This is a genomic window from Bacillus sp. TH50 (assembly GCF_016650565.1).
Lineage (GTDB): Bacteria > Bacillota > Bacilli > Bacillales > Bacillaceae_G > Bacillus_A > Bacillus_A mycoides.
In genome coordinates, this window is record NZ_JAEKFM010000003.1 from 1,422,785 (window position 1) to 1,449,537 (window position 26,753).

Annotated in this window: 25 protein-coding genes and 1 other annotated feature; of the genes, 3 read left to right on the forward strand and 22 right to left on the reverse strand. The window is 37.4% G+C overall.

Annotation, left to right across the window (positions count from 1 at the left end; all coding sequences use genetic code 11):
* Positions 1 to 29: 29 nt before the first annotated feature.
* The gene (locus tag JFU23_RS07265) at positions 30 to 1,211 is read right to left on the reverse strand and encodes a lysozyme inhibitor LprI family protein (protein WP_078206262.1); all 1,182 of its coding nucleotides are present in this window, start codon (positions 1,209 to 1,211) and stop codon (positions 30 to 32) included.
* A 444-nt stretch (positions 1,212 to 1,655) separates the two neighbouring features.
* Here JFU23_RS07265 and JFU23_RS07270 point away from each other — a divergent pair, with 444 nt between their 5' ends.
* Complete coding sequence (locus tag JFU23_RS07270) at positions 1,656 to 2,726, forward strand: M24 family metallopeptidase (protein WP_201031682.1); 1,071 nt, start codon at positions 1,656 to 1,658, stop codon at positions 2,724 to 2,726.
* 164 nt (positions 2,727 to 2,890) lie between these two features.
* Here the strand turns inward: JFU23_RS07270 and JFU23_RS07275 are convergent, their stop codons facing one another.
* The 3 genes from JFU23_RS07275 to JFU23_RS07285 form a co-directional block, all read right to left on the reverse strand.
* Complete coding sequence (locus tag JFU23_RS07275) at positions 2,891 to 3,232, reverse strand: YoqO family protein (protein ID WP_201031683.1); 342 nt, start codon at positions 3,230 to 3,232, stop codon at positions 2,891 to 2,893.
* Positions 3,233 to 3,384: 152 nt separating this feature from the next.
* Positions 3,385 to 4,515, reverse strand: a complete 1,131-nt coding sequence (locus JFU23_RS07280; protein WP_201031684.1) for an RNA-guided endonuclease InsQ/TnpB family protein — start codon at positions 4,513 to 4,515, stop codon at positions 3,385 to 3,387.
* Between the two features lie 707 nt (positions 4,516 to 5,222).
* Positions 5,223 to 5,654: a YoqO family protein gene (locus JFU23_RS07285; RefSeq protein ID WP_242483496.1), complete on the reverse strand. Its 432-nt coding sequence runs from the start codon at positions 5,652 to 5,654 to the stop codon at positions 5,223 to 5,225.
* Positions 5,655 to 5,755: 101 nt separating this feature from the next.
* On the opposite strand from JFU23_RS07285, the gene JFU23_RS07290 reads away from it, so the two are divergent.
* Positions 5,756 to 7,141: a membrane protein gene (locus JFU23_RS07290; RefSeq protein WP_033731203.1), complete on the forward strand. Its 1,386-nt coding sequence runs from the start codon at positions 5,756 to 5,758 to the stop codon at positions 7,139 to 7,141.
* A gap of 166 nt (positions 7,142 to 7,307) precedes the next feature.
* Positions 7,308 to 7,562 (forward strand): YbeF family protein, encoded by a 255-nt coding sequence (locus tag JFU23_RS07295; RefSeq protein ID WP_002033769.1) that lies wholly within the window; start codon positions 7,308 to 7,310, stop codon positions 7,560 to 7,562.
* 116 nt (positions 7,563 to 7,678) lie between these two features.
* Here the strand turns inward: JFU23_RS07295 and pyrE are convergent, their stop codons facing one another.
* From pyrE to JFU23_RS07385, 18 genes are all read right to left on the reverse strand, one after another.
* Complete coding sequence (pyrE, locus tag JFU23_RS07300) at positions 7,679 to 8,311, reverse strand: orotate phosphoribosyltransferase (protein WP_012261599.1); 633 nt, start codon at positions 8,309 to 8,311, stop codon at positions 7,679 to 7,681.
* On the reverse strand, positions 8,308 to 9,024 hold the full coding sequence (gene pyrF / locus JFU23_RS07305; protein ID WP_000083510.1) for an orotidine-5'-phosphate decarboxylase: 717 nt from the start codon (positions 9,022 to 9,024) through the stop codon (positions 8,308 to 8,310). The genes pyrE and pyrF overlap by 4 nt, the downstream gene beginning before the upstream one ends.
* Entirely contained in the window at positions 9,009 to 9,938 is a 930-nt protein-coding gene (pyrD, locus tag JFU23_RS07310; RefSeq protein WP_002088238.1) for a dihydroorotate oxidase B catalytic subunit, read from the reverse strand. The genes pyrF and pyrD overlap by 16 nt, the downstream gene beginning before the upstream one ends.
* Complete coding sequence (pyrK, locus tag JFU23_RS07315) at positions 9,935 to 10,714, reverse strand: dihydroorotate oxidase B electron transfer subunit (protein ID WP_137059239.1); 780 nt, start codon at positions 10,712 to 10,714, stop codon at positions 9,935 to 9,937. The genes pyrD and pyrK overlap by 4 nt, the downstream gene beginning before the upstream one ends.
* A complete protein-coding gene (carB, locus tag JFU23_RS07320; RefSeq protein ID WP_201031685.1) occupies positions 10,711 to 13,929 on the reverse strand; it encodes a carbamoyl-phosphate synthase large subunit in 3,219 nt (1,072 codons plus the stop codon). The genes pyrK and carB overlap by 4 nt, the downstream gene beginning before the upstream one ends.
* The gene (locus tag JFU23_RS07325; protein WP_201031686.1) at positions 13,914 to 15,011 is read right to left on the reverse strand and encodes a carbamoyl phosphate synthase small subunit; all 1,098 of its coding nucleotides are present in this window, start codon (positions 15,009 to 15,011) and stop codon (positions 13,914 to 13,916) included. Before JFU23_RS07325 ends, carB begins: the two co-directional genes overlap by 16 nt.
* Positions 15,008 to 16,294, reverse strand: coding sequence for a dihydroorotase (gene pyrC / locus JFU23_RS07330; RefSeq protein WP_201031687.1), 1,287 nt, complete (start codon positions 16,292 to 16,294; stop codon positions 15,008 to 15,010). Before pyrC ends, JFU23_RS07325 begins: the two co-directional genes overlap by 4 nt.
* Positions 16,278 to 17,192: an aspartate carbamoyltransferase gene (pyrB, locus tag JFU23_RS07335; protein ID WP_201031688.1), complete on the reverse strand. Its 915-nt coding sequence runs from the start codon at positions 17,190 to 17,192 to the stop codon at positions 16,278 to 16,280. The genes pyrC and pyrB overlap by 17 nt, the downstream gene beginning before the upstream one ends.
* A 147-nt stretch (positions 17,193 to 17,339) precedes the next feature.
* A complete protein-coding gene (uraA, locus tag JFU23_RS07340) occupies positions 17,340 to 18,632 on the reverse strand; it encodes a uracil permease (protein ID WP_061689332.1) in 1,293 nt (430 codons plus the stop codon).
* Between the two features lie 146 nt (positions 18,633 to 18,778).
* Positions 18,779 to 19,321: a bifunctional pyrimidine operon transcriptional regulator/uracil phosphoribosyltransferase gene (gene pyrR / locus JFU23_RS07345; protein WP_001156489.1), complete on the reverse strand. Its 543-nt coding sequence runs from the start codon at positions 19,319 to 19,321 to the stop codon at positions 18,779 to 18,781.
* 203 nt (positions 19,322 to 19,524) lie between these two features.
* Positions 19,525 to 20,433, reverse strand: coding sequence for an RluA family pseudouridine synthase (locus JFU23_RS07350; RefSeq protein ID WP_002033761.1), 909 nt, complete (start codon positions 20,431 to 20,433; stop codon positions 19,525 to 19,527).
* A gap of 4 nt (positions 20,434 to 20,437) precedes the next feature.
* Complete coding sequence (lspA, locus tag JFU23_RS07355) at positions 20,438 to 20,896, reverse strand: lipoprotein signal peptidase LspA (RefSeq protein WP_002128849.1); 459 nt, start codon at positions 20,894 to 20,896, stop codon at positions 20,438 to 20,440.
* Between the two features lie 125 nt (positions 20,897 to 21,021).
* The gene (locus tag JFU23_RS07360) at positions 21,022 to 21,351 is read right to left on the reverse strand and encodes a TraR/DksA C4-type zinc finger protein (RefSeq protein WP_002014715.1); all 330 of its coding nucleotides are present in this window, start codon (positions 21,349 to 21,351) and stop codon (positions 21,022 to 21,024) included.
* A gap of 158 nt (positions 21,352 to 21,509) precedes the next feature.
* A complete protein-coding gene (ileS2, locus tag JFU23_RS07365) occupies positions 21,510 to 24,275 on the reverse strand; it encodes an isoleucine--tRNA ligase (protein ID WP_061689331.1) in 2,766 nt (921 codons plus the stop codon).
* Between the two features lie 72 nt (positions 24,276 to 24,347).
* Positions 24,348 to 24,572: a binding site (T-box leader), on the reverse strand.
* Between the two features lie 51 nt (positions 24,573 to 24,623).
* Positions 24,624 to 25,130: a septum site-determining protein DivIVA gene (divIVA, locus tag JFU23_RS07370; RefSeq protein WP_001131609.1), complete on the reverse strand. Its 507-nt coding sequence runs from the start codon at positions 25,128 to 25,130 to the stop codon at positions 24,624 to 24,626.
* 89 nt (positions 25,131 to 25,219) lie between these two features.
* Positions 25,220 to 25,987 carry a YlmH family RNA-binding protein gene (locus JFU23_RS07375; RefSeq protein ID WP_201031689.1) on the reverse strand — a complete coding sequence of 256 codons (768 nt, stop codon included), beginning with the start codon at positions 25,985 to 25,987 and terminating at the stop codon, positions 25,220 to 25,222.
* 15 nt (positions 25,988 to 26,002) lie between these two features.
* Positions 26,003 to 26,266 (reverse strand): YggT family protein, encoded by a 264-nt coding sequence (locus JFU23_RS07380; protein ID WP_002014720.1) that lies wholly within the window; start codon positions 26,264 to 26,266, stop codon positions 26,003 to 26,005.
* A gap of 6 nt (positions 26,267 to 26,272) precedes the next feature.
* Positions 26,273 to 26,743 (reverse strand): cell division protein SepF, encoded by a 471-nt coding sequence (locus JFU23_RS07385; RefSeq protein WP_002014721.1) that lies wholly within the window; start codon positions 26,741 to 26,743, stop codon positions 26,273 to 26,275.
* Positions 26,744 to 26,753 lie beyond the last annotated feature (10 nt).

A 26,753-nucleotide genomic window follows, 5' to 3' on the forward strand; every position in this document is an offset into this window, starting at 1 on the left:
CGTTGCTTGCTAGCAACGCATTCTTTAATTTAGTTCATATATCCATTAACTAATTCGTAACATCTTTCTTTTGTCATCTTATATTTCTCTTCCGAAGCCTCTATACGTCTCATCGTTCCATTATTTGGATCTGTACCAATCGCTGTAACTTTACTTTCTTTTTCTTTAACCCATGCAATCTGTTTTGTTTTTAATGACTGAAATGCATCAGCTGACATCGTATTTTTTAATGTACTGTAAATTTCATTTAGTTTATTATCCCATAGTTGATAATTTCCTTCTATTTCATTTACTATGTCATTTGTTGACATAACATTTGTATGTTTTTCTTCGTTTTCTAGAGCAACTAACTCATTTAGAGCCTTAGTTTTACCTAATACTGAAGAAGATTCTTTTTTTGGCTGCTTCTCTTCTTTTGAACTAGTATACGTACTGGAATCATTTCCCTTAGCTGTTTCTTGCTCTTGAATAAAATCTTGTTTCGTTACCTTTTCTTGCTCTTCATCATCTACATTGTGAGTAATAACAGATGTTTGGGCATCCACAGCAACTACTCCGTTACTTTCTTTAAAAATATATTTCTTATTTCCACTATTCTCTTCTCTAACGAAAGAGACATTCTTGAAACCTTGAACTCTAAGAATTTCGTTAGCTTCTTCTTTAGTTAACTTTAAATCTACTGGCGTATTTGATGACCATTTATCCATTAACCATTTTCCATCGGTATAAACTAAAACAAATTCCCACGTCTCCGCTTCATTCCCCATATCATTTGCAAGGATAAGCGTCTCAATCTTTAAAACATCATTTTTCTGTGAACAAGTTATTCTCACGTCTGGCTCAATATGAATTGGGAATGGCAACATATCCGTCTCTCTAGACCTATTAAATGTGTCAAGCGACTTAGGAAGCTGATTTTCTACAAACTTATCTGTAACTAATCCCTTAACTCCTTTTTTCGCTGTCTCCATATCTCCAGGATTATTTCGGCTCCATCCATTTTCTTTTTCCATCTCACTAAAAGCGTTTGCTATCCTATCTACGCTCTTTCGTACAATCTTTTTCGCTTCTTTTCCTGTCACTTCTGGTGCTTCATCAAGCTGTTCAATCTTTTCATTTACTTGAACTTTGTTTTCACTTTTTTCACAACCTGCTAGAACAAACATACTAACTACCAAGCAAAATGACATTACTTTACTTAATTTTTTCATATACTCACATTCCTTAATCCTATTTATTCGTTACGTATCCCTATCTTCGAGAGAAACCCAACAATTACCTATTGTATCAATAATTTTTTATTTATATATTAATTTTTATATTAAAATAAATAATAAATGTAATGTTATTTTCAAATATACACTCTAAACATCGCTTATCCTTTTCTTTCCTAACTTCGATATTCCAAAAAAATTTGACATTATTTTCTCGTATTTGTATAAATTTTTTTACAGTGTGTAAAAAAATCGATTCGATGTTCTTTTCATTTGCTCACTAATATTTTGAAGCAATCCGTAGTTTTCAAATAGTCCTTCCCACAAATAGCGGACAGAACTTTACCTTCCCTTATATATATTCCCCACTATCCTTTCTCTAAAGTTAACTTTTGGCACGCTATTTGCTTTATTCAATACTGTGAAAAGGGGGAAATTAACATGACTTTAAGAATTAATAAAATCCAAAATCAACTACAAAAATATGAAATTGACGGATTACTTATTACCAAAAAAGAAAATCGCCAATATGCAACAGGCTTTACAGGTAGCGCTGGCGTCGTCTTAATCTCTGCGGATAAAGCTGTTTTTATAACTGATTTCCGCTATGTAGATCAAGCGAAATCACAAATAAAAGAAGCTAAAATTATTATGCATAAAGGAAATCTAGAAAAAGAAATCGCAAATCAAGTATCGAAATTAAACATTCAAAAACTTGGAATTGAAGAAAATAACATGACATTACAACAATATAAAAACTTACAAAAATACATACATGCGGAAATGGTGCAAGTGTGCGAAATCATCGAAGATATTCGCATTATTAAAGACACACCTGAAATAGAAACAATGAAAATTGCGGCTAATATTGCTGACGAATCATTTCACCACATCCTTACGTTTCTAAAGCCAGGAATAAGTGAGACTGATGTCCGAGATGAATTAGAATTTTTCATGCGAAAGAAAGGGGCTACATCCTCATCATTTCAAATTATTGTAGCTTCTGGCGTTCGCTCTTCACTTCCTCATGGCGTTGCATCGAATAAAATAATCGAGCACGGCGATATCGTTACATTAGATTTCGGTGCACTTTATAACGGGTATTGTTCCGATTTAACACGTACTGTAGCGATTGGCGAACCATCGGAAGAATTCAAAGAAATATATAATGTTGTATTAGAAGCATTAAAGCGTGGAACTGCAGCCATTAAACCTGGAGAAACTGCGAAAAGTATCGATGATATAACGAGAGATTACATTACAGAACATGGATACGGTCAATATTTCGGCCACTCTACTGGTCATGGGCTTGGGTTAGAAATTCATGAACCTCTCCGTCTATCCCAAGAAAGTAAGGCTACTTTAGAAGAAGGTATGGTTGTTACAGTTGAACCAGGTATTTATATACCAAACTGGGGCGGGTGTAGAATTGAAGATGATATTGTCATCACAAAAGAGGGCTATGAGGTTATTACAAAGGCAAATCGGGAACTAATTGTCATTCCCTGTTAAAAATCATGAACTTTTTAACAGGAGTTTTTTCATAACTACTTTAAGTGGTTTCACGTATTTGAAGATGAGATCAACCATCGCGGACAAATTCGTTTAGTTAAAAAGATGCAAAAAGCTCATTCAGTAAAGTAAGAAAATGCCACCGAATAAGGTGGCATTTTCTTTTATTCATTAACGAATAACTTTTCGTTTACTTTTTTAGCGACTACCGCTACCGATATTAAAATGCATATTAAATATAGCAATTTCGCAATAAATAACCACCCTTGAAACATTACAATTCCATCTATTATCTCATTTCCTTTCAATAACAAAAACGGAATCGTACTAATTATAATGACAAACTCGATGCTGAAAACAATTTTCTTTTTTCGACTATATGCTTTCCATTCATCCCAGCGATACATAGGAGCAAAAATCAATACTCCTATACATAATATTACTGGTACCCATTCACTTTTAAGAAGTTGCCCCGAAATAACTGATAATAGTAAACAAACGAGCACACCATAATACCGATACGATAAACTTAACTAAATCTATACAATTCAATCAAATTTATACAAGTTAGTGCTTCATCGTGTTCTCGCACCCCCGAAGGGACGAGGGGTATAACACTCCACACGAGGCAGTATCGTTACCTCCTATTATCAAGCATTTATTTTACCCATCTTGATAAATTTATCGACGCATTTACATCCCTATCGTGATGGCTATTGCACCCAACACAACGCCACTCACGTATTTTTAAACTCCACTGTCCTTCTGGTTGAACTGAATGGTCGTATTTTACTCCGCAACATGAACAAATCTTGCTTGAGGCGAACCATTTATCAGCTTTTACATACTCAATGCCATACTTCTCGCACTTGTATGACAAACATTGAAAAAAGAAGTTTAATTTTTGAAATGAAAATGCTTTCGATAGTTTTTTGTTTTTTAACAGGTTTGAGATAGGTAAGTCTTCCACAACAATTCTCATTGGTTTGGTTTTCACCAATTTAGCTGTTGCTTGATGGATATGGTTATTTCGGATATTCGTAATTTTCCTAGATAACCGCAGGTGCTCAGTTTTAGCTTTTTCATATCCGGCAGATTGAATTTTTACACCTTTTTTAAATCTCCTAGACATATCTCTCTGTGCTGACTTTTTCCTTTTCAAAAGTTTTTTAACCTTGGCATCTTTGTTTATATTTCGTTCTTTCATACCATTAGAAGCTACAAAAAGCTCTTTTACACCAACATCCACACCAATCGACTCATCGGTTAGTTCTTGTGATTCAAAGTCTTCTTGGAACCCTACACTAATCCACCAGTGACGACCATCAAATGTAACTCTTGGATTGGATAGTTTTTTGTTTCTTGGTAGTTGTTGGCTTGCTTTCACTTCTCCAATAGACTGAATATGAACTACTTTCTTTCCTATAATCAGTCTTTCATAATTGGCATAAAATCCTTGAATTAAATCTTTTTTAGATTTATAAGAAGTGTGATAACCATTTTTGTACTTTTCGAACGAATTTTTCCTCGCCTTATCAAAATCTTTTGAAGCCTGTTTGGGAACTTGTGCGTTGATGTCATTTAACCACTCATATCGCTTTCGCTTCTTGATCTTTGTAAATCGTTTCTGTAAAGCTAACTGTGAAACAGATTTTCCAAATAACTTATAGTATCTATCACTCATTTTTTTACAATAGTTATAAGCGAATCTTGCAGCACCAGCATGGTTTCTAAGCACTTTTTCTTGTTCAGGCGTTGGAATCAGTCTGACTTTCTTCGCCAATATCATCAGAATTTTACTCCTTTACTGTGCGATTATTCGGCACTCACCTTTCAGATAATGAAAGATTTGTTCTTCTGAATAGTAGCGTGTTCCACCAGCATTCTCCTAAGACTACTAGGATACAAACCTGTTAATTCCGATACTTGACTAACTCGTAAAAATTTCATTATTATTCTTACCTCATTGAATCCAATATTGCACATACGTTCAGTGTATTCAATGAAGTTTGATAGATTCAATAAAATTTATCTCGTTCAACTAAGGGCGCAATTCCTTGGCCAGTTCTCTTATGAACTTCTCATGTTTTCACATGAGCGCAGACTATATGTTTATCTCTTTAGAGATAGAGGATTTTCCCATCACCATAGGCTTGTGATATACTCTCGTCAGTTATACGAGATAGTCGTTGAACGTTCATCTTATCAATTTTGACTTAGACGATTCGATGCGGAAGACCCATTATTCTAGTGTTTAGGATTTAACCGTGCACGATTTGATTGATTTTTTCTGCTTTCGCGACATTCACGCTCGCCATTTCTAGCCACGTTGTAGTTCAATCAGCTTTAGGGATTGCCCGCAGTTAACCCTCACTACTAGCCAATCACTTGACTAGCAGGGCTTACTGATATATTTAATTAACTTTAGTTATAATTGGTTAAATAAATCGTAACAGTTAGTTACCCTATTTTCTCTCTCATTCGTACTCCCCCATTCTACTTCTCCTTTAATATGTAACTTGCTATTCTTATCATGACTCTTAGAAAAATAACGACTACAATTACAAGATAAAGACCTTTCGCAGAAGACATCCAATCTTGAAAAATAGACATTTTCTCCATTTGCTTTTGGCCCTCTATTAAAATAACCCCTACGACAAATGAACAAACAACAATGATACCTATCATAATTCCAATACCTTTCTTACCATGTTGTTTCATGTCATCCCAACGATATAACAGTATAAAAACAAACCCGAGAACAGGTATGATACTTATCCATTCATTGTTTGTAAGCAGATTTAAAATGATTAATAGACTACAAGATATGATAAATCCCCAAAATCTAATTTCTTTGCGCATAAGCCCTTCTTTAATTCCATTTTTAGGGTTAATTGTATTGTAACATCCATTTATTGTTCTTACCATTACAGTACATGAAATTTCACTTTTTTTCTTTTTCCTATCCTCACATACTTTCACTGCTTCCATACAATGAACTACACGAATGCCTAAAGGATGTGAATGTTATGGGAGTTGAATTAACGCTTTTACATGCTCTCTATATTCTTTGTTTACTCACTATTATTACCTTTTTTATTTTTAGAAAAGATACGACGATCATTTGTATCGTTTTTATCTTTTTATTAGCATTAACCGCTACAAGTTCTATCCCTCTTGCCATTAGTGGTATCTTTCAAAGTTTCATTTACGCCATTACCGAACTATTACCAACTATATTAATCATCTCCATTATCGTATCAATGAGCAACCTACTCGTTCATACCGGCATAAATGATACGATGATTTCACCATTTACAAAGATGATTCGTACACCTGCACATGCCTACTGGATTATCGGTCTTTTAATGATGACAATTTCCTTTTTCTTTTGGCCTTCTCCAGCTGTCGCCTTAATGGGGGCCATTTTATTACCAGTCGCTGTACGCGTCGGCCTTCCGCCAATTGGAGTCGCAATCGCTATGAACTTATTCGGACACGGCATCGCCTTATCTGGTGACTTCGTTATTCAAGGTGCACCGAAATTAACTGCAGATGCTGCTGGTCTTCCTGTTTCCAGCGTTGTTTCAGCCAGTGTTCCCCTCGTTATCGTTATGGGTATTGTGACAACTTCCGTCGCATTTTTCTTCTTACGAAAAGAATTTCATACAGGCTTATCTATACAAGAATCTATTCCATCAACTGAGTCTTCTAAAACGCTCACTTCATTATCTCCTCAGACAAAAAAATGGCTCGCTATTTGTATTCCGATCGTATATGCCATAGATATTCTTTGCATGATTCAATTTAAACTACAAGGAAGCGATGCAACTGCACTTATCGGCGGGACGACTGTTATTATGATTATCATTATTTCTCTCATCGCCTACAAAGGTAATGGACTGAATAAAACGACCGATTATTTTATAGAAGGGCTCCAATTTGGATTTAAAATCTTTGGTCCAGTTATCCCAATTGCTGCACTCTTTTATTTAGGAGATAGCGGCTTTGTGAAAATTATCGGGGACTATTTACCGAAAGGTTCACATGGAATCATTAACGACTTAGGAATCGCCTTATCTCAAATTGTTCCTTTAAACCAATATGTATCGGCAGGAACATTAACTATCGTTGGTGTCATAACAGGCTTAGATGGATCTGGCTTTTCCGGTATATCACTTACTGGTTCGATTGCCAATCTTTTCGGAACAGCACTTGGGCATGGAACAGCTACATTAACAGCACTTGGGCAAATTGCAGCAATCTGGACTGGCGGTGGCACTTTAATTCCTTGGGCGCTTATTCCTGCCGCTGCCATATGCAAAGTAGATCCTTTTGAACTTGCGCGCCGAAACTTTTTACCAGTTGTGATTGGCTTAATCGTCACCACGATCGTTGCGATGTTTATTCTATAGCGTAAGCGAGTATTCTCTTGCTTACGTTTTTCATTGTGAAATCAATCATTTATTACTGACTTTCAAAAGGGATTATGTATATGTTAGCGAAGTTATATTAGGAGAGTATTTATTTCAAAACGTTTACGAGAAACAGATTACTTCAATTAGAAAAGGGGACATAACTATGAATGAATTGATTTTTGTCTTATTAATTTGTCCATTACTTATCTTTATCGTTTCTGTTATTGGAACACGTAGAACGAGAACGTACTATGTAATGCCAATTGTAACGTTTGCTAGTTTTTTAATAGTAGGTGCTATCGCCTTCCCTCCAAAGTTTTTCTTTTGGGTCGGTATGTATAGTATCTTCTCATTTATTATTTCTTATATGACTCTATTGTTTGTGAGAGGATATGAAGTTGCAGAAAACAATAAGTAGTTATTAGTGAGGAGATTGTACTATGATTTTCTTTGATATCGATGGAACTTTACATAAAATTTTAGCAATGATATAAAAAAGACGACCGCGTTCCCCCGCGGTCGTCTTTTTTCGTGTTACGCTGTAATCCAAGCTTCATTTGCTGGATTTTTACGCCACTCTTGTAATTTTTTCGTTTCAGCTTGTCCGATCATACCTTTTTCTGCTGCAACTTCAGTTAATGCACTGTAATCACTTAAAGAATATGATGCTACGTTTGCTGCTTCTAGTTTCTCTTTTCCTGACTCAAGCTCGTATGTGAAGATTGATACGATTCCTAATACTTCACAGCCAGCTTCGCGAAGTGCTTCTACACATGTAATTGCACTACCGCCAGTTGAAATTAAGTCTTCTACTACTACTACTTTTTGACCTTTTTCAGCTTTTCCTTCGATTTGGTTCCCTTTACCGTGACCTTTTGCTTTACTACGCACGTAGCACATTGGTAAATCCATACGATCGCTTACCCATGCAGCGTGCGCAATACCAGCAGTTGCTGTTCCTGCAATAACTTCTACAGTTGAGAAGTGCTCTTTAATTAACTCTTCTAATCCAGCTGCAATCGCTTGGCGTACTTTTGGATAAGATAAAGTTAAACGATTATCACAATAAATTGGTGATTTTATACCAGAAGACCAAGTAAATGGGTCATTCGGTTGTAAAAATACTGCTCCAATTTCTAATAAATGCGATGCGATTTCTTTTTTCATACTGTTACACCTTCCCACTGTTGTTTTACTGTTTTATACGCTTCAAGCGGATTTTCTGCTTTTGTAATACTCCGTCCAACTACGATGTAGCTTGAACCAAGTTCCCTCGCACGTTTCGGTGTTGCTACGCGCACTTGGTCATTTACATCATCGCTTGCAAGACGAATCCCCGGTGTTACTGTTACAAATTCATTTCCGCATACTTCACGTAATTTTGGTACTTCAAGTGTTGAACAAACAACTCCATCAAGTCCACTTTCTTTCGTTAATTTTGCATAATGAGCAACCGCTTCTTCTAACGTTTTCTCAATGCCAATCTCTTTTTTCATCATAGCTTCCGAAGTGCTTGTTAATTGTGTAACTGCAATACAAATCGGTCTCTCTTTTCCTTCTTGCTTACCTTCCTCTAATCCCTCAATCGCAGCTTTCATCATACTGCTTCCCCCAGCAGCATGAACATTTACCATATCTACATCTAGACTAGCTAGGCTACGCATAGCGCTTTTTACCGTATTCGGAATATCATGAAGTTTTAAATCTAGGAAGATTTTATGTCCTTTTTCTTTTAAGTACGTAATAATTGCAGGACCTTCTTTGTAAAACAACTCCATACCAACTTTGACAAATAACTCTTCCCCTTCAAAGTGGTGTAAGAATTGTTCTACCTCTTGTTTCCCTGGAAAATCTAGTGCAACGATTAACGACTGTGACATGTTTGCTTCCAGCTCCTTCCTTGACATTCCGAAATATGATCAAATCCTAATTCATCTAGTAATGCTGGTAATTCTTCAATAATTGTCGGACATACGAACGGATCGATAAAGTTCGCCGTTCCAACTGCGACCGCGCTTGCGCCCGCATAGAAGAATTCAATTACATCTTCCGCTGTTTCAATACCACCCATTCCGATGATCGGAATGTTAACCGCTTGACTTACTTCATGTACCATACGAATTGCTACTGGCTTAATCGCAGGCCCTGATAGTCCACCCGTACGGTTTGCTAAAATTGGTTTTGCAGTTTTTAAATCTAGACGCATACCAAGCAATGTATTAATCATCGTTAAACCGTCCGCACCCGCATTTTCAATTGCTTTTGCAATTTCCACAATGTTTGCCACGTTCGGTGACAATTTCACATATACCGGTACTTCAGAAACCTCTTTTACTCGCTTCGTTAAATCAGCAGCAATTTCAGGATTTGTACCAAAAGCGATACCACCCGTTTTTACGTTTGGACAAGAAATATTTAATTCTAGCGCATGAACATTAGGTGCCTTTGAAATCGCCTTCGCAACCGCTACGTAATCCTCAGCTTGTGAACCCGCAACGTTTGCAATAATCGGAAGATCAAATTGCTCGAGAAAAGGTAATTCAGAATTCATTACCTTTTCTAATCCAGGATTTTGAAGCCCGATTGCATTTAGCATTCCGCCTGGTGTTTCAGCAACACGAGGCGTTGGGTTTCCATAACGAGGTTGTTCTGTTGTCGCTTTAATCATAATTGATCCAAGTACACTTAAATCATAGAACTGTGCATACTCACGACCAAATCCGAAGCAACCAGATGCTGGGATGATTGGATTTTTTAATGATAACCCTGGTAATTCAACTTGCAATCTGTTCATAGTACAACCTCCCCGATTGGAAATACTGGTCCGTCGCTACACACCTTCTTGTAAGAATGCCCACTCGGATCTGCTTGCAAATGGCATACACATGCGAAACATGCTCCGATACCACAGCCCATACGTTCTTCTAATGAAATGTAGGCTTTTCTCTCCTTATAGCGTCCTTCTAATGCACGAAGCATCGCTAAAGGTCCACATGAGTAGAGAATGTCAAAGTCAATTCCATAGCTATCGATTACATCTGTTACAAACCCTTTTGTACCATGTGTACCATCAACTGTTGCAACATACGTATCACCAAGTTCTGCGAATTTCTCTTCATAGAAGACAACATCTTTCGTTTGGAAACCTAAGATGTGAATAACGCGTACTCCTTTTGCTACAAGACGCTGTGACAATTCATATAGTGGTGGTACACCAATTCCCCCACCAACTAATAGAGCCGTTTGTCCAGGTTCCGCTTCTTCTACAGGAAATCCATGACCAAGTGGTCCTAACACATCTACAAGTTCACCTTGTTTTCTTTTCGCTAATGTTTTTGTCCCTTGTCCTTCCGCACGATATAGCATTGTAAATTCGTTCTTGTCTTGATCGACATTACAAATACTAATTGGGCGGCGCAGAAGGGGCGTAATGCCCTCTGCTACCTTAATGTGTACAAACTGCCCTGGATCGTTCATTTGCTGCACTAAATCCCCCTGAAGCACTAATTCGTAAATGTTTTTTGCGATTTCTTTTTGGTTAACGACGATCATATTTTGCTTTTGCATCATGCATGTACCACCTCGTGACGCTTCGTTTGCGTAATTTCTTTCATTGAATGAGCTGAGAATGTCATAGATTCTAATACTCTCAAGATTGCTCTCGTTGTATCAAGTGATGTTAAGCAAGCCACACCATTTTCTACTGATTCACGGCGAATGCGGAAACCATCACGCGCTGGTTGTTTTCCTTTTGTTAATGTATTGATTACAAACTGAGCTTTCCCTTGACGGATAATATCAAGTAAGTTGTAGTCTTCAGAATCAATTTTGTTTACAACTTGCACCGGAATGTTTTGTTCTGTTAGCGATTGTGCTGTTCCTGCTGTTGCTAATAAGTTATAGCCGATTTCATGGAAGCGTTTTGCAATTTCCAGCGCTTCTTCTTTATCTTTATCCGCTACAGTGATGATTACTGATCCGTGCGTTGGAATGTTAATTCCTGAAGCAACAAGTCCTTTATATAATGCTTTTTCAAGCGTTAAATCTTTACCCATTACTTCCCCTGTTGATTTCATTTCAGGCCCTAATGTTGTATCAACTGAGCGTAGTTTCGCAAATGAGAATACCGGTGCTTTTACATACACTTCCTTCTCTTCTGGGTGATAGCCAGTTCCATATCCTTGTTCTACAAGGTTTTGACCTAAAATAACTTTCGTTGCGATATTTGCCATCGGTACGCCTGTAATTTTACTTAAGAATGGTACTGTACGGCTCGCACGTGGATTTACTTCAATTACATACACTTCATCTTTGAATACTACAAACTGAATGTTTAGTAATCCAACAATGTTTAAACCTTTTCCAAGCCCAATTGTATGTTCAATAATTTGTTCTTTTAGTTTTTCAGATAAGCTCTGTGGTGGATATACTCCAATTGAATCCCCAGAGTGAACTCCAGCGCGTTCGATATGTTCCATAATACCTGGAATGAATACATTCTCACCGTCTGAAATTGCATCTACTTCAATTTCTTTACCAACCATATAACGGTCGATTAATACTGGGTGATCTGCGTGAACTTTAACCGCATTTTTCATGTAGTGCAGTAATTCTTCTTGACGATATACGATTTCCATCGCACGTCCACCTAGTACGTAAGATGGTCTTACTAATACTGGGTAACCAATTTTGTCAGCGATCGCTACTGCTTGCTCTACAGTCGTTGCTGTTTTACCAACTGGTTGCGGGATACCAAGCTTTGTTAAAGCTGCTTCAAACTTATCACGATCTTCTGCACGGTCTAAATCTTCAAGTGATGTTCCTAAGATTTTTACACCGTGTGCTTCTAATTTAGCCGCTAAGTTAATTGCCGTTTGTCCACCGAATTGGACGATAACACCTTCTGGCTTTTCTAAATCGATAATGTGCATTACATCTTCGATTGTTAATGGTTCAAAGTATAATTTGTCAGAAATACTGAAGTCTGTTGAAACTGTTTCTGGGTTGTTATTAACAATGATTGCCTCATATCCAGCTTCTTTTATTGCCCATACAGAGTGAACTGTTGCATAATCAAACTCAACACCTTGACCAATACGGATTGGACCAGATCCTAGTACAACTACACTCTTACGATCTGTTACAATCGATTCATTCTCGTCACCATATGTGCTGTAGTAGTATGGTGTTGCAGATTCAAACTCTGCCGCACAAGTATCTACCATCTTATAAACAGGAGTCATATTGCTTTCTTTACGCATATCGTAAATTTCACGCTCTGTTTTGTTCCAAGCATTGGCGATGTAATGGTCACTGAAGCCCATTTCTTTAGCAGATTGTAACACTTCCATATTTCCTACATTCGCTTTTACTTCGCGTTCCATGTTTACGATATTTTCAACTTTTTGTAAGAAGAAGAAGTCCATTTCACACCATTCGTTGATTTCTTCTTTCGTTACACCTTGACGGATTGCTTCTGCTACAACGAACAGACGCTCGTCATCAGCTTTTATAATACGCTTTTTCATCGTTTCTTTATCAAGCTCTTTTAAGTGGTCTAACTCTAGGTGATAAACGCCAAGCTCTAAAGAACGAATCGCTTTTAATAATGATTGTTCTAAGTTACGTCCGATTGACATAACTTCACCAGTTGCCTTCATTTGTGTACCAAGTGTTCTGTTTGCTGATTCAAACTTATCAAATGGCCAACGTGGAATTTTTGAAACAATATAGTCTAATGCTGGCTCGAAGCAAGCGTATGTTTTTTGTGTTACTGGATTTATAATTTCATCTAATGTTAAACCGACTGCAATTTTCGCCGCTAGCTTCGCAATTGGATATCCAGTTGCTTTAGATGCTAGTGCAGACGAACGACTTACACGCGGATTTACTTCGATTACATAGTATTGGAAGCTATGTGGATCAAGTGCAAGCTGAACGTTACATCCACCTTCAATTCCTAATGCACGAATAATTCTTAATGAAGTGTTTCGTAACATTTGATACTCACGGTCACTTAATGTTTGGCTCGGTGCTACAACGATAGAATCACCTGTGTGAACCCCAACCGGATCGATATTTTCCATGTTACATACTACAATCGCGTTATCATTCGAATCACGCATTACTTCATATTCAATTTCCTTACAACCGGCAATACTCTTTTCTAATAAACATTGTGTTACTGGACTATGTTTTAATCCACCTGATACGATTTCAATTAGTTCTTCTTCATTATTACAGATTCCGCCACCTGTTCCCCCCATTGTAAATGCTGGGCGAACAATAACTGGATAACCAATTTCTTTTACAAATTCATGTGCTTCTTCCAGCGTATGAATAATCGTGCTAGATGGAATTGGTTCATTTAATTCCTGCATTAATGTACGGAATAAATCACGATCCTCTGCTTGCTCGATTGCTGATAATTTTGTTCCTAAAATTTCAACTCCGCACTCTTCAAGTATGCCTGATTTCGCAAGTTCAACCGCCATGTTTAGGCCTGTTTGACCACCTAATGTTGGTAGGAGTGCATCTGGACGTTCTTTACGAATGATACGGCTTACGAATTCTAATGTTAATGGTTCTATATATACTTTATCTGCTGTTGCAGTATCTGTCATAATTGTTGCTGGGTTAGAGTTAACAAGGATTACTTTGTAACCTTCTTCTCTAAGAGATTGACAAGCTTGTGTACCAGAGTAATCAAACTCTGCTGCTTGCCCAATTACAATTGGTCCTGATCCGATTACTAAAATTGTGTTAATGTCTAGGCGTTTTGGCATAACTCTTCCCCTTCTTTCTTGAAGTTTTCAATCATTGCTAAGAAATCTTCGAATAAATCATTTGCATCTTCTGGTCCTGCAGAAGCTTCTGGATGGTATTGTACTGTAAATGCTGGGAACTTCGTATGACGAAGACCTTCTACTGTTCCATCATTTAAAGCAACATGTGTAATTTCCAGTTCTGTATTTCCAACTGATTCTTCTTCTACTGCGTAACCATGGTTTTGAGATGTAATTGCTACTTTTCCAGTTGTAAGATTTTTTACTGGATGATTTAAACCACGGTGACCGAATTTTAACTTACTTGTATTCGCACCAGATGCCAGGGCGAACAATTGATGTCCTAGGCAAATCCCGAATAAAGGAACTTTACCAATAATTTCTTTTAACATTTCAATTGCTTCTGGTACATCTTTTGGGTCCCCAGGTCCATTACTTAACATAATTCCATCTGGGCTAAGGCGTAGAATTTCTTCTGCTGTTGTATTGTAAGGTACAACAATTACATCACAATCACGCTTATTTAATTCTCGTAAAATACCATGTTTCATTCCGAAGTCTACAAGTACAACTCGGTGTCCACGGCCTGGACTTGGATATGGATCTTTTGTTGATACGCGTTTCACATGATCTGTAAAGACAGTTGCTTTCAATTGGCTAACGATTTCCTCTACATCCACATCCATATTGCAAAGACGTCCGCGTAAAGTTCCATATTGACGAATTTTTCTTGTTAATTTTCTCGTATCAATTCCTGCTAATCCTGGGATATTTCTTTCTTTCAAGTAATCATTTAACGAAATTTCATTACGGAAGTTTGATGGGTGATCACAAATTTCGTTTACGATTAAACCATTTACAGATGGGTGAATTGATTCAAAATCATCACGGTTAATGCCGTAGTTTCCGATTAATGGATACGTAAATGTTACGATTTGACCGCAGTATGATGGATCAGATAAAGTTTCTTGATATCCAGTCATCCCAGTTGTAAATACAACCTCACCTGACTTTTCTATTTCTCCTCCGAAACCTTTTCCAATTAATACTGTTCCATCTTCTAAGATAAGTTGTCTTTTCATACTAATGCACTCTCCTTTTGCCATGCGATCTTACCACCAACGATTGTCATAACCGGCCAACCTTGGCATTTCCAACCTGCGAATGGTGTGTTTTTTCCTTTTGATAAGAATGTTGTTGGATCAATTTCTTCTTCCTGTTCTAAATCGATAATTGTAATATCAGCTGTTCTACCTTCTGTTAGGCGCCCTGCTTCTAAACCGAATGTGTCAGCTGGTTTTTCTGTTAAGAATTGAATCAGTTGCTCTAATGTAATGATTTCTTTTTTCACAAGGTTTGTATATAAAAGCGGGAATGCTGTTTCAAAACCAGTAATTCCGAACGGTGCTCTTTCAATCCCTTGCGCTTTCTCTTCTGCAGTATGCGGTGCATGGTCAGTTGCGATCATATCAATTGTTCCATCTAATAGTCCTTCAATTAACGCTGCATGATCTTCTTTTCCTCGAAGCGGTGGATTCATTTTAAAGTTAGGATCAGCCGATGGGATATCATCTTCACATAATACTAAGTGATGCGGTGTTACTTCTGCTGTTACTTTAATTCCCGCGCGTTTCGCGTCACGGATTACACGTACAGATCCTTTTGTACTTACGTGACATACGTGGTAGTGACAATTTGCAGCTTCCGCAAGTAGTATATCCCTTGCAATATGTACGGATTCACATACTGATGGGATACCGTTTAATCCGTGTTTCTCAGAAAACTTCCCTTCATGTACACATCCTTTATTAATAAGTGTGTTCTCTTCACAGTGTGCAACAACTGCCATTTTTAATTTCGATGCACGCTTCATTGCAGCTAACATCATGCTTGCATCTTGCACGCCTACGCCATCATCAGTGAAAGCAAACGCTCCAAGTTCTTTTAACGTTTCAAAATCGGTCATTTCAGAACCTGCTTGACGTACTGTAATTGCTCCATATGGTAATACATTTACATGTGCTTTTTCTTTAATACGCTTTTGCAGGTCTTCCATATGTTCTCTGCAATCTGGTACTGGGCGTGTGTTTGGCATTGCGCAAATTGTAGTAAATCCACCTTTTGCTGCTGCAAGTGTTCCTGTTTCAATTGTTTCTTTATGTTCACCACCTGGTTCACGAAGATGAACGTGTACATCTACTAATCCAGGTGCCATTAACTTTCCATTTACATCGATTACTTCAGCATTATCTGCCGTAATATTTTCTGCTACCTTCGCAATTTTACCGTTTTGTACGAGAAGATCTGTTGCTACAATTTTTCCTTCTTCATTCATATAACGACCGTTTTTAAACAAATAATTCATGTTTCATTCCTCCTAATACATTTGGTAATGCGCGTTTTAGTACAGCCATTCTTACGTAGACCCCGTTTTCCATTTGCTTAAATATGCGTGAGCGTTCACACTCGACAAGTTCACTCGCAATTTCAACATCACGGTTTACAGGGGCTGGATGCATAATAATGCTTCCTTCTTTCATACGTTTTTCTCTTTCAACTGTTAACCCATGTTGCTCGTGATACTCTTTCATAATGTCTGTTTCATAATGGTCATGACGCTCATGTTGTACACGAAGTAACATCATCACATCCACTTCTGGAACAAGTTCATCTAAACTCTTGTACGTTCCAAATGTGTTCTCTTCATCTTTCCACTCTTCTGGGCTTGCAAAGTAAATTGTCGCGCCCAGTTTCGTTAATGCTTCTGCATTAGAACGTGCTACTCGGCTATGACGAACATCCCCAACTATTGCAATCTTCAAACCTTCAAATTTTCCAAACTCTTGTTTAATTGTTAGAAGATCCAGCAGACATTGCGTTGGATGATTTCCACATCCATCTCCAGCGTTCAAGATTGGGATATTCACCTGATCTTTTAATTCATCGAAGTAACGATCTTGCTCATGGCGGATGACTACCGCTTTTGTTCCGATTGATTCTAGTGTTCTTATCGTATCGTATAAAGTTTCTCCTTTTTGTACGCTAGATGCATCTGCGGAAAAGTCTAATACTTCAAGTCCTAATCTCTTCTCAGCAACTTCAAAGCTAAATCTCGTCCTCGTACTATTCTCAAAGAACAAGTTCGCAACAAATGTTTGCTCTGTCGTTTTTCTCTCTTTTCCATTCGCGAAATCTTCTGCGTCTTTTAGGATTTCTGAAATTTCTACTTCCGATAATTCACTCATCGTTAACAAATGGCTCATCGTCATCCCTCATCTTTCTGTTTTTTATGATAACACCATTGAATTTATATAACAATAACTGTATAAAAATACCCTAGTCTTTGAGACTAGGGTGCGTTAAAGTAGCCACCCTTTTCTATCTCACAGGACTGAATTAAAAGGTTATTTTTATGATGCAATCTGCTTAGATTGTTTTGTTTTATTTGTTTGTTTTGTCTCTGGTAGTAGTAGATTTAATAGTACACCTACAATTGCTGCTAGCGCCATTCCTTCTACTTGGAACGATTCACCTACGTGCAGTACCGCTCCGCCAATACCGATTACTAGTATAACTGATGCAATCATTAAGTTTCGTTTGTCACCTAAGTCTGTTTTATCGTCTACCATCATACGTAAACCACTTGATGCGATTACACCGAAGAGTAAGATTGATACACCACCCATAACTGGTGTTGGAATCGAATGAATCAGTGCTGAAATCTTCCCGATAAATCCAAACATGATTGCGAACACTGCTGAACCGATGAATAAGTATACACTGTATGCTCTCGTAATTGCTAGCACACCGATGTTTTCACCGTACGTTGTATTCGGTGGTCCTCCTATTAGTGATGCGATCAATGTTGCTATCCCATCACCGAAGATTGAACGATGTAAACCTGGTTTTTCAATTAAATCTCTTTTAATAACATTTCCAAGTACAATTTGATGTCCGATATGTTCTGAAATTGTTACAAGTGCAACTGGCACCATTAAGAGTACAATTTTCCATGAAAACTCCGGAGTATATGTTACAAACGGTACTGTGAAGTCTGGTATGACAAACCATTTTGCCTCAGCTACTGGCTTTAAATCTACTAGCCCTTGGAAGTAAGCGAATATATACCCTCCGATGATTCCAAGTAGCACTGGTATGATACTGAAAAATCCTCTCCCGAATATGGAGCAAATGATTGTAATTGCTAATGTTACTAATGCTACTGAAAAGTGTGTAATGCTATACTTACCATCCGCACCGTTCATCGCCATGTTCACTGCTGTATGTGCTAAAGATAAACCGATTACCATTACGACTGGGCCAACTACGATTGGCGGAAGTAATTTCATAATCCATTCTGACCCAGATTTCTTAATTCCGAGTGAGATTAAGATGTAAACAAGTCCCGCAAGCATTCCTCCAAGCATCGCTGCTCCAGGTCCACCTGCTGTTTTCGCTGTAATAATTGGTGCAATAAAGGCGAATGATGATCCTAAATATGCTGGTACTTGACCTTTCGTTATTAAAAGAAACGCTAGCGTTCCTAATCCACTTGATATTAAAGCTACTGATGGATTCAGTCCTGTTAAAAACGGAACAAGCACTGTTGATCCAAACATCGCGAACAAATGTTGTATACTTAATAAAAACCATTTTCCCGGTTTCGGTACTTCATGAATGTCTAACACTGGCTTTTGCTCCATTGTTACATCCTCCTTCAGTTTTGATTTTTGCAATAAAAAAACTCTTTGTGCCTGTGCACAAAGAGTCCTACACTTTCGTATGCCAAATTTGACATATGAAAGTCAAGACCCTTTGGCAGCCTCACAGGACTACATTTAAAAGGGCTTTACTTATCGTATATGCTTACTCGATCTTGTTGATCTGTCTCTTGCAAATCAACTTCGATACGCTCTTCACTTGATGTTGGAATGTTCTTTCCTACATAATCAGCGCGAATTGGTAATTCACGATGACCTCTATCAACAAGAACAGCTAATTGGATTTGTGATGGTCTACCTAAATCCATAAGAGCATCCATTGCTGCTCGAACTGTTCTTCCTGTATATAACACATCATCCACAAGGATAACTTTTTTCTTCGTAATATCTACAGGAATATCAGAACCTTTTACAAGTGGTTCTTTATGTTTCGATTGTAGTGTTAAATCATCACGATACAACGTAATATCTAACTCTCCTACTTCCATCTCTTTTCCTTCAATTTGACCAATTCGTTCTGCCAAACGTTGTGCAATAAAAATTCCACGTGTTTTTATTCCGACAAGAACACAATTATCGACACCTTTATTTCGTTCCACGATTTCATGACTAATTCGTGTTAAAGCGCGGCGAATCATTTGGTCATCTAAAACGACAGCTTTCTCTTGCATGCTCTACACCTCCAAGTTTTTTTCTTGCGTGAGAGTAATGGTATAAAAAAAGTCCTCTCAGCGTGTGCGAGAGGACTTTTGAAAAAAGGGTACAACATACCCTAAGTATTTCAAACCGTTACCTTCTCAACCTCACGGGGCTGTGTTAAAGGATTATTATTTAACTGTTGTCAGTATCTCAGTTTTCTTATGATTTGTCAATACTATTTCCGTAAAATATTTAGCGCTTCTTCAAACACTTCTGGAATCGGTGCCTCAAACTCAATATATTCACCAGTACGAGGGTGATCGAAACCTAAAATCCCTGCATGAAGTGCTTGTCCATTCATATCTAATGTTTTCTTCGGACCATACTTTGGATCCCCTGCAAGTGGATAACCAATATATTTCATATGAACACGAATTTGGTGTGTACGTCCCGTTTCTAAGCGGCATTCTACAAGTGTGAAATCCTTAAATCGCTCTAACACTTGGAAATGTGTAACTGCATTCTTACCATTTTCATCAACAGTCATACTTTGACGTTCTTTTTTATCACGACCAATTGGAGCGTCAATTATTCCTTTATCATGTGGAATTACACCATGTACAATCGCTTTATAACGTCTTGTTACCGTTTTTGCTACAAGTTGATTTACAAGTGATTCATGCGCCATATCATTTTTAGCAACCATTAATAATCCAGATGTATCCTTATCAATACGGTGTACTATACCAGGACGCATTACACCGTTAATACCTGATAGGTCTGTACAATGATGCATAAGTCCGTTTACAAGCGTACCCTTCGTATGCCCTGGTGCTGGATGTACTACCATGCCACGCGGCTTATTTACAACTAGTACATCGGCATCTTCATAATAAACTTCTAAATTCATATCTTCCGGTTGAATATCTAACTCTTCTGGCTCGGGAATTGTTACTGTAATTTCATCATTTCCTTTTACTTTATAATTCCCTTTAACTGATTTCCCATTTACTGTCACAACAGCATCTTTAATCCATTGCTGCACTTGTGAACGTGACCATTCACTGTTTATTTCTGCAACGAATTTATCAATTCGCTCGCTTTTTTGTTCTTCTGCAACTGTTACTTGTACTACTTCACTCATTCAATTACTCCTTCGCTTTCTTTCCTTCTAATACTGTTTGAATAATAATTAATACAACTCCAATACATAATGCTGAGTCAGCTATATTGAATACCGGATAGTTGTACGAGAAAATATACACGTGAATGAAATCCACTACTTCTTGTCTAAATACACGATCAATAAAATTGCCAATTGCTCCGCCTAAAATTAGACCTAATGAAATACCTAGAAGCTTGTCCGTTTTCGCATATTTTTTCATATAAAATACGATAAATGCTACGAAAATGACTGTAATAATGTAGAAAAACCACATTTTATTTTCTAAAATACCCCAGGCAGCTCCTCTATTTCGATGAGATGTTATGTATAATACATTATCGATAATCGGAATGCTCGTACCCAATTCCATGTTCTTTACAATTAGCCACTTCGATATTTGATCGATGGCAATGACAAATAACGCTATTACATAATATATCATTTTCATTTCCCCCACAAAGACAGTGTACCTCAAAATTTTAGCATAGCTGCTACCTTTTCACAATGAACCTTTGTAGAAGAATAAAATAAATTAAAAAAAGGTAACATAATATCGTTGTGCGTATTTCATACATTTACCTTTTCATAGAAAAATTCATGAATAGTACGAGCAGTCGGCATTGTTTTCATTTGTTTTGTAGAAATCGCTCTTCCAGTTTCTTCACAAATACCGTACATATCTATTTCCATTTTAAACAATGCACGTTCTACATCTTTTAAATCCTCTTTTATATCATGTAATAGCAATTTTTTCTTTGTCTCTTCCTTTATTTCGTATCCAAGTTCTTGCCCAAATTCCATATAGTATGTGTGCATTACTTCTTTCGCCAATCTATCTTGCAACTCTTTTCTCATCAATTGTAATTCTTCTTTTATTTCCATATAAATTTCATTCACGTGTACATTCCTCCCAGCTGCAATGTACAATTAGTGTGTCCGAAATTTCCACGCTTACCTCACACACATTTTTCCTTCATAGGAAAGAGAGTGAAAGTTATTTTGATATATCATCAACAAAAAACTGACTGCTATTATGAGCAGTCAGCTTTTTTTCATTATTTTACATAATTTTCTTTAACAACCGTTGCACAACGCTCACATAATGTTTCATGTTCTGCATCTTTACCAATTGTTTCTGAAACAACCCAACAACGTTCACACGTCTCACCTGTCGCCTGCGCTACAACTACAGCTGTATGCTCATACTTTGGTGCATCTGTTGGTGCTTCTTCAATTGTACCACCAAGTTTATACTCAGAGACGATGAATAATTGCTTTAAGTCTTCGCTAATAGACTCTAACATAGCCTTCATTTCTGCAGTCGGATATAGCGTAATGCTCGCATTTAATGACTTACCAATTACTTTCTCATTACGAGCTACTTCTAACGCTTTTAAAACGTCATCACGTAATGTCATAAATGCATCCCATTTTGCTCTTAACGCTTCTGAACCCTCTACTTCTGTAGCTTCTGGCATATTAGTTAACTGTACGCTTTCTTCTTCTGCACCAGGAACATATGGCCATACTTCATCAGCTGTATGCGGTAAGATTGGCGTTACAAGTTTCGTTAATGCAACAAGAACATCATATAATACAGTTTGAATTGCACGACGATCCGCGTGATCTGCACCTTCAATGTATAAAATGTCTTTTGCAAAGTCTAAGTAGAATGAACTTAGATCAATTGTACAGAAGTTGTGAATTGCATGATATACAGCAGCAAAGTCATATGTTTCATATGCATCTTTTACTTTTGTAATTAAGTCATTTAACTTCACTAACATGTAACGATCTACTTCACGAAGTTCAGCTACCGCTACTGTATTTTCACTTGGATTAAAATCATCTAAGTTTCCTAATAAGAAACGGAATGTGTTACGGATTTTACGATACACTTCTGCTACTTGTTTTAAAATATCATCTGAAATACGTACATCAGATTGATAGTCAACAGAAGATACCCATAAGCGTAAAATGTCTCCGCCTAATTGATCCATAATTTTCTTCGGTACGACGATGTTTCCAATCGACTTACTCATTTTACGTCCGTCACCATCTAGTACGAAACCATGGCTTAGTACGCCTTTATACGGAGCTTTACCAGTTACAGCAACTGCTGTTGATAATGAAGAGTTAAACCAACCACGATACTGGTCAGATCCTTCTAAATATAAATCAGCTGGACGTTGTAAGTCTTCGCGCTCTTCTAATACCGCTTGGTGAGAAGAACCTGAATCGAACCATACATCCATGATGTCTGTTTCTTTACGGAATTCACCATTTGGGCTACCTGTATGTGTAAATCCTTCTGGTAATAAATCTTTCGCTTCACGCTCGAACCATACGTTAGAACCGTGCTCACGGAATAAATCTGCTACATGATTAATTGTTTCATCTGTAATAATTGGATCACCATTTTCTGCATAGAATACAGGAATTGGCACACCCCATGCACGCTGACGAGAAATACACCAGTCACCACGGTCACGAACCATATTATGAAGACGAGTTTCTCCCCATGCTGGTACCCATTTTGTTTCCGCAACAGCTTCTAATAATTCTTTACGGAACGCTTCAATAGATGCAAACCACTGCGCTGTCGCACGGAAAATAATTGGTTTTTTCGTTCTCCAATCATGTGGGTATGAATGCGTAATGAATGTTAGTTTCAGTAACGCGCCTACTTCTTCTAATTTTTCCGTAATTGGCTTGTTAGCTTTATCATAGAATAAGCCTTCAAATCCAGGTGCTTCATTTGTTAATACACCTTTATCATCAACTGGGCAAAGTACTTCTAAGCCATACTTTTTACCAACAACGAAGTCATCTTCCCCGTGTCCTGGTGCTGTATGAACACAACCTGTACCTGCATCTGTTGTTACGTGCTCTCCTAGCATAACTAATGAGTCACGATCGTAGAATGGATGTTTTGCAACTGTATACTCAAGTTCGCTACCTTTTACCGTTTTCACAACTTCAGCATTTTCCCACTCTAACGTTTTTGCAACTGTCTCAAATAGTTCAGAAGCGATGATATATTTCTCATCATTTACTTTCACAATAGCATATTCAAGTTCTGGGTGAACAGAAATACCTAAGTTTGCAGGTAACGTCCAAGGCGTTGTTGTCCAAATAATGTATTTCTCATCACCTTCTAATACGTTCTTTCCATCTTTTACAGGGAATGCTACGTAAATAGATGCTGATTTTTTATCTTGATATTCAATTTCAGCTTCTGCTAAAGCTGATTCACTTGTTGGAGACCAGTAAACTGGTTTTTGTCCTTTATAGATATAACCTTTTTTCGCCATGTCACCAAACACTTTAATTTGTTGTGCTTCATAAGCTGGCTCTAAAGTAATATATGGATTATCCCAATCTGCACGTACACCTAAACGCTTAAATTGTTCACGTTGACGTTCCACTTGCTCATATGCATACTCTGCACATAACTTACGGAACTCAGCAACTGTCATTTCTTTACGCTTTACACCTTTATTTGTTAAAGCTTGCTCAATTGGTAAACCGTGTGTATCCCAACCTGGTACATATGGTGCACAGTATCCAGTCATTGATTTAAAACGAACAATAAAGTCTTTTAACACTTTATTTAGTGCGTGTCCCATATGGATGTCACCATTTGCATATGGAGGTCCATCATGTAGTACAAATAAAGGACGGCCTTTCGTATGTTCTTGTACCTTTTCATAAATATTCATTTCAGCCCATTTTTCTTGCATTGCAGGCTCACGTTTTGGTAAATTCCCACGCATCGGGAATTCTGTTTTTGGCATTAGTAATGTATTTTTGTACTCCATGCTCAATTCCTCCTTAAATATATAAACGACAGACCTTAAAAAAGGGAATAAAAAAGAGACCTCTCATCCCCAAAAAGGGACGAGAAAGTCTCCCGCGGTACCACCCTAGTAGACCATATACAAATGCATAAGGTCCTCTTTATATTCTTAACGCGAATATACGCCTACGCTTACTAAATTTGTTCAGCGCGGAACTCCAGGGTGATATTCCCATTATCTCCTTATCCTGAGCTTACACCATCCTCAGTTCGCTATATAAGGTATGAAAAAGGTACTTATCCCTATCTTCGTTTTTCTTAATAAATATGCTGTTTAAAATTATATGTAATAATGAGAAAAACGTCAAGCTTACACTGTTTCTTCTTTTTTCAACAGTTCGTCCACTTCGTCTTCTAATTCAATTAGTTTATCCCAATCATCGTTGTTTAACATTTCAAGTTGTGTTTCTAATAACATACGGAAACGAGTTCGGAATACTTTCGCTTGTTTCTTCAACTCTTCAATATCAAAAGCAACTTTTCTTGATTTCACTAACGCTTCATTAATGATACGATCTGCATTTTTTTCTGCTTCACGTACAATTAATTTTGCTTCTTTTTGTGCATTACGCTTCACTTCTTCAGCAGCTTCTTGTGCGACAATGATAGATTTGTTCAGCGTATCTTCAATATTAGAAAAATGATCTAACTTTCCTTCTAATTGTGCAACCTTTTCTTCTAAAGCTTTTTTCTCACGAATGACTAATTCATAATCTTTGATGATCTGATCAAGAAACTCATTTACTTGATCTTCATCGTAGCCACGAAACCCGCGACCAAATTCTTTGTTATGAATATCTAATGGTGTTAACGGCACAACGCCACCTCCAAGTAGTTATCTAAATTTCCTCTTTCAATTATATCTTTTCTTCGACAAAATAAGAGAATTTCCTTCTAAAAAACCAATCATTTTAGTATACCATACAAAACTCTCCATTTGTCGCGCTTCGTTTTACCTTCTACAGAAAATAATTTACTTCGTCCATACCCTCTAACCGAGAAAACATCCCCCGGAAAACATTCATACGAAGTTTGCTCTACTGTTTTCCAATTGACTTTTACTAAGCCACCTTTTATAAGAGGCTGTACCTTCTGCCTAGATATATGTAGCATTTCAGCTAATAAAACATCTAGACGAAGTGACGAAACAGTCCCAGATTTTTCTCCCCATTTTTCACCTACACGCAAAATTTTCTCTACTTGTATAGGAGAGAGTGTGACTTTCATTTTCCCTATTGATTGTAAGTTCATTTCAATATACGATACAACTTCTTTGGCAACTGCAATTTGGGCACGGTCTTCTTGAAGCAAAATATCACCACATTTTTCCCTTGTTAAACCAAGCGACATGAATGCACCTAATATTTGCCTATGTTCTAGCGTAAAAAACTTGGAAGGATAGTCAATTTCTAATACTTCTACTTGAAATTCCTCTTCATTTAATTCTAGATAATCTGGATAAATTATTGCTCTTTTCCGTTCGGCTTCAGGCATCGCACCATCAAACCGTACAGCTACATCTCCTTGCCCAATTACCATAGAAACAATTTGTTGCTGTCTTGGATCAAGAAAATCTGTTAACTTGACTTGATGGTACTCAGCAGCCTGTTTCCACTCTAATACTTTATCCACAAAGACCTCTTCATCAGGTCTAAAATGCTCATAGATGCTCATGTATTTAACCTCACACTATAAAAAATAGTTGAATAAACTCACTAAACCACCTCTAGCAAGTTTCAAGGCAACAATAGCAACAAGTGGAGAAATATCAATCATACCAAATGGTGGAATAAACCTCCTAAACGGCTCTAAATACGGTTCGCAAATACGCGCAAGAAAATCTCCAAAAGCTGATTCCTTTGCGCCAGGAAACCATGATAGGAGAATGTAAATAATTAGTGCCCACGAGTAAATCTCGATAGCAGTAAGTAACACTGTTAAAACTGTTGTCATGGCGTATTACCACCTCTTTATATTTGTCTCTTCTTCTTCACCGAATAACTCTGAAATCGCACCAACGATATCAACATTTTCAGGTGTACACATAAATGTTTTCGGGCCTATTTTTTGAATATCCCCGCCTATAGCGTATACAGTACCACTTAAAAAGTCAACGATACGTACAGCTTGATCTGTAGACATTCTTTGCAAATTAATTACAACAGCTCGTCTACCTTTTAAGTGATCCGAAATGCCTTGCGCTTCCGAATATGTACGTGGTTCTAGTAAAACAACTTTTGAAGATTGCTTCGCTGTTTCAATACTCACTACATTTTGCTTCGGTTGCACTTTCGCAAACGGAACATCTTGTTGTTCTGGGGGATCTTGTTGCTTTTTCATGTCTGTTTGCTCCTTTTCATAACTATATTGAGCTGCTTCTTTTTCTTCCGGTGTGTCAAAAAAGAAGTATTTTACTTTTGACCAACTCATAATAACTTTC